The organism is Hyalangium sp., from assembly GCF_045802625.1.
In the GTDB taxonomy this organism is placed as follows: Bacteria; Myxococcota; Myxococcia; order Myxococcales; family Myxococcaceae; genus Hyalangium.
The window spans coordinates 1-12,437 of record NZ_JBJMQP010000092.1 but is presented as its reverse complement, the minus strand read 5'-3'; the positions used below and the strand labels follow the sequence as shown (position 1 = coordinate 12,437).

At 69.2% G+C, this 12,437-nt stretch carries 11 protein-coding genes; 5 read left to right on the top strand and 6 right to left on the bottom strand.

All coding sequences use genetic code 11. The features are described 5' to 3' along the window. On the top strand, positions 1-247 hold a 247-nt coding region (locus tag ACJ8AT_RS16935; RefSeq protein WP_407738778.1), incomplete at its 5' end, for a DUF3592 domain-containing protein. A gap of 355 nt (positions 248-602) precedes the next feature. Here the strand turns inward: ACJ8AT_RS16935 and ACJ8AT_RS16930 are convergent. Beyond that, positions 603-1,076 carry a response regulator transcription factor gene (locus ACJ8AT_RS16930; RefSeq protein ID WP_407738776.1) on the bottom strand — a complete coding sequence of 158 codons (474 nt, stop codon included), beginning with the start codon at positions 1,074-1,076 and terminating at the stop codon, positions 603-605. A gap of 790 nt (positions 1,077-1,866) precedes the next feature. Between ACJ8AT_RS16930 and ACJ8AT_RS16925 the strand changes: the two genes are divergently transcribed. Further along, positions 1,867-2,970, top strand: a complete 1,104-nt coding sequence (locus ACJ8AT_RS16925; RefSeq protein ID WP_407738775.1) for a hypothetical protein — start codon at positions 1,867-1,869, stop codon at positions 2,968-2,970. 22 nt (positions 2,971-2,992) lie between these two features. Here ACJ8AT_RS16925 and ACJ8AT_RS16920 read toward each other — a convergent pair whose 3' ends face one another. The 3 genes from ACJ8AT_RS16920 to ACJ8AT_RS16910 are packed head-to-tail and all read right to left on the bottom strand — an operon-like array spanning position 2,993 to position 6,140. After that, on the bottom strand, positions 2,993-4,147 hold the full coding sequence (locus tag ACJ8AT_RS16920; RefSeq protein ID WP_407738774.1) for a cysteine desulfurase family protein: 1,155 nt from the start codon (positions 4,145-4,147) through the stop codon (positions 2,993-2,995). Between the two features lie 14 nt (positions 4,148-4,161). Further along, complete coding sequence (locus ACJ8AT_RS16915) at positions 4,162-4,626, bottom strand: carbonic anhydrase (protein WP_407738773.1); 465 nt, start codon at positions 4,624-4,626, stop codon at positions 4,162-4,164. A gap of 17 nt (positions 4,627-4,643) precedes the next feature. Beyond that, on the bottom strand, positions 4,644-6,140 hold the full coding sequence (locus ACJ8AT_RS16910) for a M20/M25/M40 family metallo-hydrolase (RefSeq protein ID WP_407738779.1): 1,497 nt from the start codon (positions 6,138-6,140) through the stop codon (positions 4,644-4,646). Positions 6,141-6,443: 303 nt separating this feature from the next. On the opposite strand from ACJ8AT_RS16910, the gene ACJ8AT_RS16905 reads away from it, so the two are divergent. Both ACJ8AT_RS16905 and ACJ8AT_RS16900 read left to right on the top strand, forming a co-directional pair. Beyond that, positions 6,444-6,881, top strand: a complete 438-nt coding sequence (locus tag ACJ8AT_RS16905) for a Wall-associated protein precursor (RefSeq protein WP_407738772.1) — start codon at positions 6,444-6,446, stop codon at positions 6,879-6,881. A gap of 141 nt (positions 6,882-7,022) precedes the next feature. Then, on the top strand, positions 7,023-7,556 hold the full coding sequence (locus ACJ8AT_RS16900) for a hypothetical protein (RefSeq protein WP_407738771.1): 534 nt from the start codon (positions 7,023-7,025) through the stop codon (positions 7,554-7,556). Positions 7,557-7,575: 19 nt separating this feature from the next. On the opposite strand, the gene ACJ8AT_RS16895 is transcribed toward ACJ8AT_RS16900, so the two are convergent. Then, entirely contained in the window at positions 7,576-10,959 is a 3,384-nt protein-coding gene (locus ACJ8AT_RS16895; RefSeq protein ID WP_407738770.1) for an amidohydrolase family protein, read from the bottom strand. A gap of 61 nt (positions 10,960-11,020) precedes the next feature. Next, entirely contained in the window at positions 11,021-11,326 is a 306-nt protein-coding gene (locus ACJ8AT_RS16890) for a pilus assembly protein N-terminal domain-containing protein (protein WP_407738769.1), read from the bottom strand. Positions 11,327-11,638: 312 nt separating this feature from the next. Between ACJ8AT_RS16890 and ACJ8AT_RS16885 the strand changes: the two genes are divergently transcribed. Then, positions 11,639-12,437: hypothetical protein (locus ACJ8AT_RS16885; RefSeq protein ID WP_407738768.1), on the top strand; the 799-nt coding region annotated here is incomplete at its 3' end.

Genomic DNA, 12,437 nt, shown 5'->3' with positions numbered 1-12,437 from the left:
GTACTACCCCGTGCTCCGCTACCGGACGCAGGCGGGCGCCACGCAGGAGGTGGTCTCCAACGTGGGCTCCAACCCCCCGCGCTACAAGGAGGGCGACAGCCTGGTCGTCCTGTACGATCCGGCGCAGCCCGACAACATGCGGATCCACACCGTCTTCAACGTCTGGGCCTTCCCGCTGCTGCTGGGAGGAATTGGCGTCGTCTTCCTGCTGGTGGGCGGTGGCATCACGATGTTCAGCGGACACTGAGGGCTCAGCGCCGGCCCGGGCGGCGAGCGTGGGCGGTGGCCCCCGGAGGCGCTTGCCCGCGTGACTGCCTGGGTGTGAGCCTTCAGCCCGGGCGTACATCCTGGAGCTCACTCCGTGCTCGGACTTGGGTGAGGGTGCTGCTCAGCGGCGGGCGCCGCATCGCCTTGGAAGGCAGGTGGCGCCCGGTGCGTACCGTCCCCACCTGCTGAGTACCGTGGACGCCCTACTCATGGGGGCGTGCACAAACGATTGCCTATGCACATTTCCCTGGTCGATCTTGCGCGTGGTGCCGTCCTGCTCTGGCTGCTGCTCTGCGCCTCCATGGCGTTCGCGGCATGATCCGTCCGGAGGCGGCTCAGCGCCGGCTGGCCCAGTAGAAGAGCATGTTGCGCGTCTCCACCCCCAGCTTCTCGAAGGCGCGCTGCAGGTGCTTCTTCACCGTGGCCTCGGTGCACTTCAACTGCTCGCCAATCTCCTTGTTGTCCATGTACTGGAGCGCGCACTCCACGACCTCCGCCTCACGGTGGGTGAGCACCTTGCGCCAGACCAGCGGCATGGTCAGTCCGAACGACACCTTCTCCAGCAGCAGCACCCAGGACCGGTGGGGCTCCTGTCCCGGCGGCAGCGGTACGAAGTTCACCCTCAAGCCCTGGGAGGCGCCCGTCCGCTTCCAGCTGAACTGCTCCTGCTTCTTGTCCTCCTCAAGCTGCTCCAGCTGCTCCAGCTTCAACAGCCGCTCCTGCCACTCCTTGGGCAGGCCATTGTCCCCTCTCTCATGAGGAGGGAACCATTCGTCCAGCAGCTCCATGGCCCCCTCGGAGCATGTCATTTCCTGGGAGGGGAGCTTCACGATGATGCTTCCGATGCTCTGATGAAGGGAGAGAGCCTCCACAAGTTCGTGGCTCCGAGCCAGGGTCTGGCCTCGCGCGTAAGACTTGCACACGGCTCTGGCCAGGATCGGTGCCAGCAATGAGAGGGCTTCCGTGGGTGAGCCCCAAACCGTGAGGTTCTCCGGATGCGGCGCAGAGCCCTTCGGGTCCGTGGAGGGTACGCCCCCGAGCAGCGTCAGCCACCGCTCCTGCCGCAGGCTCACATCAAAATAGCGCCGGTACCCCCGATGACCTGCCCAGGCCTGCCCCCATCCCCTCTCCGGGCTGTCTGGGGTGACGGCAGGGAAGAGCCTCTCCTGGCCGCTGGCACAGCCGGCCATGTCCTCATCATGGTTGGCCAACCCCCCCGAGGGCACCGGCATCACCAGCGCTTCGCTCCCCCCACCGTCCGACAGCGAGTGATTCAGTGCATCCATCAAGGCGAACACGAGCCTCATCGGGTTGTCCATGGCCTCTCTTCCAAGGCGGAGCTCATCCATCTGGAGGCGCTCTCCAGACGCGTCATGCATGACCGTGTTGAGGCATGTAGGGCTGTGCTGTACATACCCCCGGAGTGGTACGGCTCATGGGCCGCGAGGCGTGTACTTTGCGAGCCACCCCGACGTCTGGGGTTGGACGTAAACGCATACACTTTCGGGCAGCGGGCCGGAGTTGGGGAACCCGGCCCGCTGCTTCACTTTTCTCAGCGGAATCCAGCTACGCTCCGGGCGAAAACGGAGGATGTTGAGAATGAAGCCGCTCGGTCCGCGCATGCTGCTGTGGCTGGTGTTCGCCTGGGGAATGGGTGTCATGGCCGCGGAGGCTCCCGCGCCCAAGTCCATTGATGACGTCGTCGCGAAGCTCCGCAAGGCTGGCAAGGGCCCCCTCGCCAGCCGGCTGCTCACCACCGTCGACGCGGCAAAGGCAGAGCGCAAGAAGCAGGGCCGGGGCCATGTCCTGGTAGGCCATGCCGTCCTCAAGGGAGGTCCTGGCCGCCTGGAGCAGCTGAACAGTCAGGTCACCCTGGTGGACGAGGGCTGGTTCGTGACGCTGGCGGAGGATCTCCAGCGCCCCATCCCCCTGCGCCTGCATGGGTATGAGGCGGTGGATATCCCTCTCAAGGGTCTGCCGGACAGTGAGGTGCTCGTCCTGGGGGACGTGTCCCTGAGCCCGCTGCCGGCCGAGAAGCTCGGCGCCGCACGCGGCCGGGTGCTGGCCGCGGATCCCAAAGCTCGCGCCCAGGTCTATGCCTTCATCTCTCCTGGGGACGTGAACACGCCCAGTGGGCAGGTGAATGGGGACAAGCCCGCGGCGCGGCTGGAGGTGAAGCTCGAGAAGGATGGGAGCTTCCAGCTCGGTGGGCTCACGCCCAGGCCGGCCTGGTACGAGCTCTGGTTCAAGGCCCCAGGGCTCATCCCCCAGAGCCGGACCCTCACCGCCGATCCGGGGAAGACGGCGAACGTCGGGGAGATCCGCCTGGAGAAGCCGAACCGGCTGCGCGTGCGGTACCTGGTGTCTCCCACGCCTCCGCCCTTCAAGGACATCAAGGTCCGGGAGTCCGTCGTCGAAGGAGGACAGTCCTTCAAGGCCGACCCGGGGATGCGGGACGTCACGTTCTCCTATCAGCAGCTCCCGAATCGAGGGCGCCTGCGGTTCACCGCTCAGCCGGCCCGGCTGGTGCGTCTCGGCAAGGGGAAGCTGGAGGACTACGCCTCCATTGATCCGGCCCGGCAGCAGTTCGTCGCGCTCATGGAGTCGAGCTTCGAGCCCGGGGAGATCTACCTGTTGGATCTCCACGGCGCCAACCAGTGGGTCCTCTTCCAGCTCGAGCCCGACACCGGCGACAAGAAGTGACTCCAGGCCCGGAGCCGTGAGCTCAGCGTCCGGCCTGGCCTGAGGCCCCGCGCCACGCTCGGGCCAGCGCCGAGGCCGCCACGTCCACGTCCTCGGCCGTGGTGCCGTGGCCCAGCGTCAGCCGCACCGCGCCCAGCGCCTCCTCCGGCGGCAGGCCCATGGCCAGGAGCACGGAGGAGGCTGTCTCCCCGCCCTCGTGGCACGCCGAGCCGGTGGAGGCCGCCACCTCCGGCGCTCCGGCCAGCACCACGCTGCCGCGCACGCCGGGGAACCGGACGTTGAGCGTGTTGGGCAGCCGCTCCGTGTGGTGTCCCGCGAGCCGCATGCCGGGCACCTCCGCCTGAAGCCTCCACCAGAGCCGCTCGCGCAGCTCCAAGAGCGCCGCCGTGTCCTGGGCCAGCCGCCCCTGCGCCAGCTCGCACGCGGCGCCCAGGCCGACGACGTAGGGCACATTCTCCGTCCCCGGCCGCAGCCCGTGCTCCTGCCCGCCCCCGAGCGCGAACGGCTTGAGCGGCGTGCCCTGGCGCACGTACAGCGCTCCCACGCCCTTGGGCGCGTACAGCTTGTGTCCCACCACCGTGAGCAGGTCCACCCCGAGCACCTCCACGTCCACCGGCACCTTGCCCACCGACTGGGCCGCGTCCGTGTGCACCACCGCGCCCCGCCCGCGCGCCTGCGCCGCGAGCTCCCTCACCGGCTGCAGCACGCCCGTCTCGTTGTGGGCGTGGATCAGCGTCACCAGCGCCGTGTCATCGCGGAGCGCCGAGGCGGCCTCCTCCACGCGCACGCGCCCCTCGGCGTCCACCCCGGCCCGCGACACCGCCCAGCCCTGGCGCTCGAGGTGGAGACAGGGCCGCTCCGTGGCGGGGTGCTCGATGGTGGAGGTGAGCACGTGCCGCCGCTCGGGCCGGGCCTCCGCCACCCCGCGGATGGCCAGGTTGTTGGCCTCGGTGCCTCCGGAGGTGAAGAAGATCTCCTCCGCCCTGGCGCCCAGCAGCGCCGCCACCTGGGCTCGCGCCCGCTCCACTGCCTGCTTCGCGCGGCGGCCGTAGGGGTGGGTGCTGGAGGGGTTGCCGAACTCGTCGCGCAGGTACGGCAGCATCGCCTCGAGCACTTCAGGCGCCACCGGCGTGGTGGCGTTGTAGTCGAGGTAGATCGGTCGCTCGGGGCTGGGCATGGCGTGACGGGAGCTCAGGGCTCCGAGGCGTCGAGGGACTCGAAGATGATCTTCGGACCCATGGCGCGGACGAAGTACTTGTGCACGATGAGGCCGGGGTGGGCCTTGCGCAGCTCCTCGGCGGCGGCCTCCATGTCCTTGAGCTGCTGCTCGGCGATGAACTCCGCGCCCAGCGAGCCATGGCGCTTCTGGTAGTAGCCGCAGCCGGCGTGGGCCAGCAGCAGCACCTCGCGGATGTGGTGGCCTTCGATGAGGAAGTTCGCCGCGCGGGTGACCATGTCGCTCTCCAGGTAGTCCGCGGACCAGCGGTTGAGCAGCCCCGGGCCTCCCGGGAGGGTGAGCGTGTCGATGCGCTCGTGCCCCAGGTGCTGCGCCAGCTCCTCCACCGGCTCGGTGAAGCGCCCATCCGAGCAGTACACGGCGAGCACGTCGGGGTGGGTGGCCTCGTAGGGCATCTTGGCGACGAAGTTCTTGGCCATGGGGCGTACGCTTCCTTTCAGTGAGTCGAGGGCTTCACGCTCCCCGCGGCGGGAGCGCCCGGGGCCGGAGTGGCCACCGCGGGCGGTGCGAACATCGCGGGGACCTTGGGCGGCGCGGTGGGGCGAGCCAGCAGGCCGGGCATCTCCGCGAGCGCGTAGGCCGTCCACGCCAGCGCCGCCGTGCTCTTGGCCAGCGCCTCCGGATCCACCTTGTCCAGCGTGTCCGCGTGGGTGTGGTGCACGTCGAAGTAGCGGCTGCTGTCCACCTTCACGCCGACCATGGGCACCTGCGCGGGACCGAGCGGCGACAGATCCGCTCCCCCCGCCTCGCCGGAGACGATCTTCGCCGCGCCCAGCGCCACCAGGGGGCTCAGCCACGGCTGCACCAGCGCGGGGGCGCCCTCACCGGCCCGGAACGCCACGCCCAGCGGGCGGCCTCCTCCCGAGTCCATCTCGATGGCGGCCACGTGGTGCGGCAGCTCGGCGGCGTGCGCCTCGGCGTAGGCCTTGCCGCCGCGCAGCCCGTTCTCCTCGTTCATGAAGAGCACCACGCGCACCGTGCGCCGAGGCGCGGGCTTCTGGCGGGCGAGCAGGCGCGCGGCCTCCATCACCATCGCCACACCCGTGCCGTCATCGTGCGCGCCCTCGCCCACGTCCCACGAGTCCAGGTGCGCGCCGAGCAGGACGATCTCCTCGGGCTTCTCGCGGCCCTTCACCTCGGCCACCACGTTGAAGGAGTCCGCATCCGGCAGCGTCTTGCACCCAAGCACCAGGTGCACCCGGGCCGAGCCGCCACTGGCCAGCATGCGGTGGAGCATCTCGGCACCCTCCACGGTGACGGAGGCGGCGGGGATGGGAGTGATGCCGTCCTCGAAGCGGGTCATCCCCGTGTGGGGCGTGCTCAGCGAGGCGGTGGCCAGCGAGCGCACCAGGGCGCCCACGGCTCCGGCCTTGGAGGCCGCCGAGGGTCCCAGTCCGCGCAAGACGGAGAAGCGCCCGTAGTCCTCGGCCTCCTTCATGTCGTGGTTGAAGAAGACGATGCGGCCCTTCACGCGCTCACCGAGCGAGGCCAGCTCCTCGAGCGAGGACACCTCCACCACGTCGGCGGTGATGCCCTCGGAAGGCGTGCCCGTGCTGCCACCGAGCGCCATCACCGTGAGGGGCCGGGCGCGGAAGTGCTCGGAGGCGAGCAGCTCGGCGTGCTCCTCGCCTCGGACCCAGTGCGGCACCTTCACGGGCTCCAGCCACACCTTCACGCCATCGGCCTTGAAGGAGCGCTGGGCCCACTGCACGGCGGCCTCGGCGCCCTCGGAGCCGGACAGGCGTGGGCCGATGCCATCGGTGAGCTCGGCGAGGCGGGCCCAGGCATGGCCTTCGGTGAGCGCCGGGCCGACGAGCCGCTCGGCCATCTGGAGCTGGGCCGCCGTGGGCCCCGGGGCCTGGGCAGTCGCGGGCGGCGGGCTGCTCACCGAGCCGGCTTTGGGAGCCGGAGGCGCGGCGAGCAGGCTGATCATCAACGCGGGGGAGAGGGCGAGGGTCGGCAGGGACACGATGACGCTCCGAGAAGAGGCACGCACTCTCCGGCCTCGTCCGCGCCCTCGCAAGCGTTTCCGCACCCTCGCCGTGACACTGCCAAGAGCTCGCCCCTACGATTGAATGCCATGAAAGAGGCCAGAGCACCACTCGCTCTCTGCATGGCTGTCCTGTTCGGGTGGTTCACGTCCAGCTGCGCTGCGGCGACACCGTGCCTGCCAGGCGAGCCCTCGGTGAACTGCTGCATCAAGAAGTTCCCGCTCACCCCCGAGGAGAGCTGTGGGGTGCCCGCGGAGGAAGCCTTCAAGCTCCTGGAGACCCTGGGGGCGGCGGGCGAACTCGCGGCATACGAAGCCTCAGCGGAGGAGGAGGAATCCACAACAGAGGAGGCAGAGACGGAGGCCGAGGCGGCCTCTGCCGAACCCGAGCCTCCCAAGTGCACCGGACAGAAGCACCATGTCATCTCCCGACCCATCGCCAGGGCGCTGAAGAATCATCTGACCCTTCGCGGACTTTACAAGCCTCGGGATAAGCGCTTCGTGGCCCAGGCCCGGAACAAGAAGGCACATTGCGGCTACCAGAAGTGGCACCGCGATGTAGCTCAGGAGGTCATCAACTGGCTCAAAGAGCAAGAGAGCGCCACACCAGAAGAATTCGAGGCGTTCCTGCGCTCGATCTACAACCGCTCGGCGTTGCGATGGAGGTTCCCCAATGGCTTCTGACGAGAAGACGGTCCCGCGCTTCTTCGTTCTCCAGGACGACATGCACGGACGCTTCGATACCAAATCTCTTGGGTCCGATTCCGAAAACCTCGGAGACGCTCCCCGTTGCCCCCAATGCGGCGCCCCCATCGGCATGCTGACGTGGCTCCCCCCTACCGCACCGAGTTGGAACTGTACGGCAAGGACTTCGGAGACTTCGTGGAGAGCCCTGGCTATGACCTCCTCATCTCCGAACGCTTCGCGGAAGCCTTTCGGGCAGAGGGGCTGACTGGTTTGCTTGGCTTCCATCCCGTCGAACTGGAGCGCGTGCGCAAGATGCGCAGAGGCCCTATGCCCACCCTCGTGCCCCGCTACTTCGCCGTCACCGCGTGCTTCGGGCGGGGTGCCGTCGATGAGGCGCGCAGCCGCATCCGCCGCTCCAAGCCTATTACCTGTCTCGAGTGCCGCTCCGCCGGAGTGGACTCCGTGCACGGCTTCGTCCTGGAGCCGGGCACCTGGCAGGGCGAGGACGTGTTCCGTCCCCGAGGGAAGCGGGGCAGCATCCTCGTCTCTGAGCGCTTCGCCGAGTTCGTCCAGCGTCACGGACTGACGAACATGAAGCTGACCCCCACCGAGCAATTCACTTGGGATCCACTGGAAAAGGGGCCGCCAGAATCGGCCCCCGTGCCTCATTGAATCCCAGAGCCCCTCGCGCTCAGTCCTGCTCCGTCGAGAGGCTCAGCCCGGGCGCCCAGGCCTCGCCACCCTCGCGCTCGAAGAAGAACGGTGCGCGCGGGCGGGGCGAGTTGCCCACCTCGTTCATCGTCGCCGAGTCGAACAACCGCCCGTTCACCATGGTGTAGTGCACGGACTCGGAGTTGCGCAGATCCTCCAGCGGGTTCTTGTCCAGGACGATCAGGTCCGCCAGCTTGCCCTGCTCCAGCGAGCCGATGTCCTTGTCCAACCCCAGGTAGTGCGCGCCCTCCAGCGTGCCGGCCCGCAGCGCCTGCAGCGGCTTCATCCCGCCCTGGCCGAACATCCACAGCTCCCAGTGCGCTCCCAGGCTCTCGCGCTGCCCGTGCGCGCCGAGCTGCACGCTCACCCCCGCGTCATTCAGCTCCCGAGCCACCCGCGCCGCGTTGAAGTGGTTGAACTCGTCATCGGGCGCCATGTTCCGCCGCCGGCTCCGAGAGTCGATGATCCGGCGCGGCACGAAGGACATCAGCCGCGAGTCCTCCCACACGTTCGTCTTCTGGTACCAGTACTCCTCGCCGAACAGACCGCCGTACGCGACGATCAGCGTCGGCGTGTAGCCCGACTTGCTCTGGCTCCAGAGCTGCTTCACGTCCGCGTAGATCTTCGCCACCGGCAGCGCGTGCTCCACGCCCGTGTGCCCGTCCACCACCATCGACAGGTTGTGGTGGAAGAGCGAGCCGCCCTCCGGCACCACCATCATCTGCAGCTCGCGCGCCGCCTGGATCACCTTCTGGCGCTGATCCCGCCGTGGCTGGTTGTAGCTCTTCACGCTGAAGGCTCCCACCGCCTTCATCCGCCGCAGGTGCGAGCGCGCATCGTCCAGCGTCTCGATGGGCGCCTTGTACCCCACGCCCTGCGCTCCATAGAGGATGGTGCCCGTGGAGAAGATGCGCGGCGCGACGATCCGCCCCGCCTTGGCCAGCTCGCTCGCGGCGAAGATCTCCGCCGTCGAGTTCGACGGATCGTGCAGTGTCGTCACCCCGAATGCCAGCGAGGCGTAGTTCTTCCAGCTCTGCTCCGGGAGGATGCCGTCCTCGGCCATCGGCCCGTGCCAGTGCACGTCCACCAGCCCCGGCATCACCGTCTTCCCGCGCACGTCGAGCACCTTCGCGCCCTCGGGAACCTTCACCTCTCCCTGCTTGCCCACGGCGACGATGCGGTTGCCGCGCACCACCACCACGCCGTCCTCGAGCACCTCGTCGCCGCGCATGGTGATGACGCGCCCCCCTACCAGCGCCACCGCGCCCTCCGGCACGTCCTGCTTCACCTCGAAGCCGATGTTCAGGCCCTTCGCCGGAGCCTCGGGCAGCTTCTCCGGCGCGCCCTCCACGAAGCGGAACGCCTCGCGCAGCTCGCGCGTGAACAGCTCTGGCCCCAGCGACCAGTGCAGCCGCTTCGAGTCCCCGGACCAGTGCATGGAATCCCCGGCGTCCTTGGACACCTTCGCCACCGGCAGGGCCTTGCTGTCCTTGCTCACCGCCGCTGGCTTGCCGCCTGGCGGCAGCGGCATCACGTACGCGTTGAAGGTCTCCCGGAACGCCACCCACCGCTCGTCCGGCGAGACGCGGAAGCCCTCCACCTCGGAGCTGGTGAGGTGCGTGCGCTGCGCGCTCCCATCCAGGCTGATGCTGCGCAGCTCGCGCTTGTCCTCCTTCTCGCCGTCCTCCACGGACAGGTAGAACACCCGGTCCGAGTGCGCGCCGAAGTGCGGCTGCTCGCCGGCCTTCGCCAACTGGCGCGGCCGGCCCCCGTCCCGGCCGATGACGAAGAGCCCCCGCTCGTGGCCCCACTGCCCCGGCAGCAGGTTTCCGCTGCCACCCGCGCGGTAGACGATGAAGCGCCCGTCCGGCGAGAACACCGGCTCGCGGTAGAAGCCCGGCTGCGAGCTCACCACCTTGCCCTCGCCGCCGGTGGCGGGCACCACGCGGATGCTCCCGAACTTCTCGTCATCCCACGTCGTGTAGACGATGAAGCGCCCGTCTCGGGAGAAGGAGGGGAACATCTCGAAGTGATCCGTCTGCTTCGTCAGCCGGTGCGGAGTGCCGTTGGGCAGCTCGCGCACGTACAGGTTCCCGAGCGCCTGATACACCACGCGGTCCCCCTGCGGCGACACCTGCACCCAGCGCAGCATCTTCACGGAGAAGCGCTCAGGGGCCACGTTCTGCGGGAAGCGCAGGGCCTCGGCGACGGTGCGAGTGTCCTTCACGTGGAAGGGGATGGGCGTGACGCGCTTGCTGGCCACGTCGATGCGGTTGAGCTTGCCGCCCGCCCAGAACACGAGCGACTTGCTGTCCGGCGTCCAGCCCATGGCCGGGTACACGCCGTGAATGGCCCACGTCTCCTGCATGTCGCGATCGAGCCCGTCGAACAGGGGCCGCTCCGCGCCCGAGGCCACGTCCGCCAGGTACAGCACGCTCTTGCCGCGCACGCGCCGCACGAACGCGAGCTGCTTGCCATCCGGCGAGGGCGTGGGGCGCACCGAGCCGCCCGGGCCGGTGATGAACGGCTCAATCTCGTGCGTCTCCAGATCCAACCGTTGGATGACGTAGATCTGTCCGTTCGGATCCTTGTTGTACTCGAAGGTCTTGCCCGGGGTGACGTCCTGGCTGAAGTACACGTAGCGGCCGTCCGGAGAGAACGCGGGCTCGCCCACGTCCTTCTGCTCGTTGGGGCGCTCGGTGAGCTGGACGCCGTCGCCGCCGGAGCGGTGGTAGAGCCAGATCTCCCCCGCCCCCAGCGAGCGCTTCGAGGTGAAGTGCTTGCGGCCCACGAGGTACTGGCCATCCGGCGACCACGCCGGGCTGTTGAGGAGCCGGAACTTCTCCTGCGTCACCGGCTGGGGATCCTTGCCGTCGCGCTTCATCACCCAGAGGTTGTCGCCGCCGCCGCGATCGCTCGTGAAGGCGATGAACTTCCCGTCCGGGCTGTAGCGCGGCTGGAAGTCCCAGGCCACGCCGTGGGTGAGCGGCTTCGCCTCGCCGCCGGAGAGGGGCAGGGTGTAGATGTCCCCGAGCAAATCAAAGACGAGCTCATCCCCGCGCGGGCTCACGTCCACGCTCATCCAGGTGCCCTCGGCGACGTCGATGGCCGCCTCGGTGGAGGGCGCGTTCGGTGCGTTGACGTTCCACTCCTGCGTGCCGGCGGCCGGCACGCCCGGAGGAGGAGGAGACGTGCCCGCGTCCACCTGGGTGGCCTCGGCGGCCTCGCGAGCTGGATCCTTCTTCGGTGGAGGCTGAGGCTGCGGAGGCTCCATCCGGGTGGAAGGAGGAGTCTGCGCGCCAGCCGAGAGCACCACGGCGGGCACGAGGAGGGCGCAGCACAGCAACGGCACCAATCGATTCACGGAGTGTTCCTGGGGGTTTGAGCCGCGCGGATACTAACCGAGTGACCCACCCACGGGCTCACTACTGGACCACGATGCGGTACGCCTTGCGCGCCTTCCCGGTCCACACCAGGAGCACCGTCTCTCCTGCTTTGATCCCCTGGATGCGGACGACGTCGGTTCCCGAGATCGAGGCGTCGGCGATCTCGGGATCTTCGAGCGCCAGGCGCGTCATCCCGGGAGCCTTCACGGTCTTCGCGTTGCCCGCGCGCACGGTGATGATCTCCTCCGAGCCCTTGACGGCAGGCGCCTTGGCGGACGGATCGGAGAGCGCGGGGACGGAGCACAGCGACAGGACGACCAGGGTGCTGCGGACGAAGTGCTTCATGGGTTTCCTCCCTTTCCACCAGCAGACACCGGCGGCCCACCGCGTTGCACGCGGCTTTTGAGGAATTCGCGCGCTTTCCTTTCCTTGTTACAGCGCCCGATCAGACGCTTCTACAGGGCGAAGGGCGGCCGGGTGTGGAAGACACGCAGTCGCACCCATGTGGCAGAGGCCTGGGGCCTATCGCTGGTGGACATCCGCGGCTCCGGCTCCGCCCACCACTGAACCCTTCGCGCTCGCTCGCTCCTCGGCACATCACATGCTTGCTGTGTCGAGGCGCGCATCCACGGGGGAGCGCCAGGGGGAAGGGCGTCCATGGGGCTGAGGGATCTGAAAGAGGTGGCGCACCAGCAGTTCGTGCGAGGAAAGTTCGCGCAGTGTGCGCAGACGTATCACCAGATCCTCCGTCTGGCTCCCAGGGACCCGAACATGCGCGTGCGGCACGCGGAGGCCTGCCGGCGCGCGGGCGAGCGGCTTCAGGCCATCGCCTCGTATCGCGCGGCCGCGGAGCTGCTGCTGGAGCTGGGCTGCGAGTCTCGCGCACGCGGCGCCCTGAAGGCGGCGCTCGAGCTGGATCCAAGGGATCCGCTCCTGCAGGCGGATGTTGCCCGCCTGGGACCGCAGCACGACGAGCCACTCGTCGCCGCTCCCGCCGAGTTCGAGGAGCTGCCGCTGTTGCCGCCCCTGGAGTCCGGCGTGGATCCGGTCCCGCCGGCTTCGCGGGCACCGCGTCCCTTCAGGCCACCGCTCCCCGAGGATCCGCTGCGCACGGCCGCGCTGCCGCCCATCCAGCGGGCGCTGCCGCCCTCCGTGGCGCCGCTGGGTCAGCCCGTGCTGCTGCCCGCCCCGCGAGGGCCCTCCGCGGCCGCGGGGCCGGCTCCGGCGCCGTCCGCCTCCCGCACGGAGAAGATGGGAGCAGCCATGGCGACCGCGGCCCGGTCTCTGCCTCCGGTGGTACGCCGCCCGGCAAACGCGGGCCCGGTGGCTTCAGCTCCCCAGCAGCCAGCGGAAGGCCCCGGGTCTCCGGGCTTCCAGCCTCCCGTGCTTCATCCCGTGGCGCCCTCCGCGCGCCCGCCTCGCTCGGCGGCAGGCAGCACCCCGGCGCCGGGCACTC

What these genes read in the sequence shown, in the direction of transcription:
- ACJ8AT_RS16930 (WP_407738776.1), bottom strand. Translation starts at nt 1,076, where the DNA reads ATGACATGCTCCGAGGGGGCCATGGAGCTGCTGGACGAATGGTTCCCT.
- ACJ8AT_RS16925 (WP_407738775.1), top strand. Translation starts at nt 1,867, where the DNA reads ATGAAGCCGCTCGGTCCGCGCATGCTGCTGTGGCTGGTGTTCGCCTGG.
- ACJ8AT_RS16920 (WP_407738774.1), bottom strand. Translation starts at nt 4,147, where the DNA reads ATGCCCAGCCCCGAGCGACCGATCTACCTCGACTACAACGCCACCACG.
- ACJ8AT_RS16915 (WP_407738773.1), bottom strand. Translation starts at nt 4,626, where the DNA reads ATGGCCAAGAACTTCGTCGCCAAGATGCCCTACGAGGCCACCCACCCC.
- ACJ8AT_RS16910 (WP_407738779.1), bottom strand. Translation starts at nt 6,140, where the DNA reads ATGATCAGCCTGCTCGCCGCGCCTCCGGCTCCCAAAGCCGGCTCGGTG.
- ACJ8AT_RS16890 (WP_407738769.1), bottom strand. Translation starts at nt 11,326, where the DNA reads ATGAAGCACTTCGTCCGCAGCACCCTGGTCGTCCTGTCGCTGTGCTCC.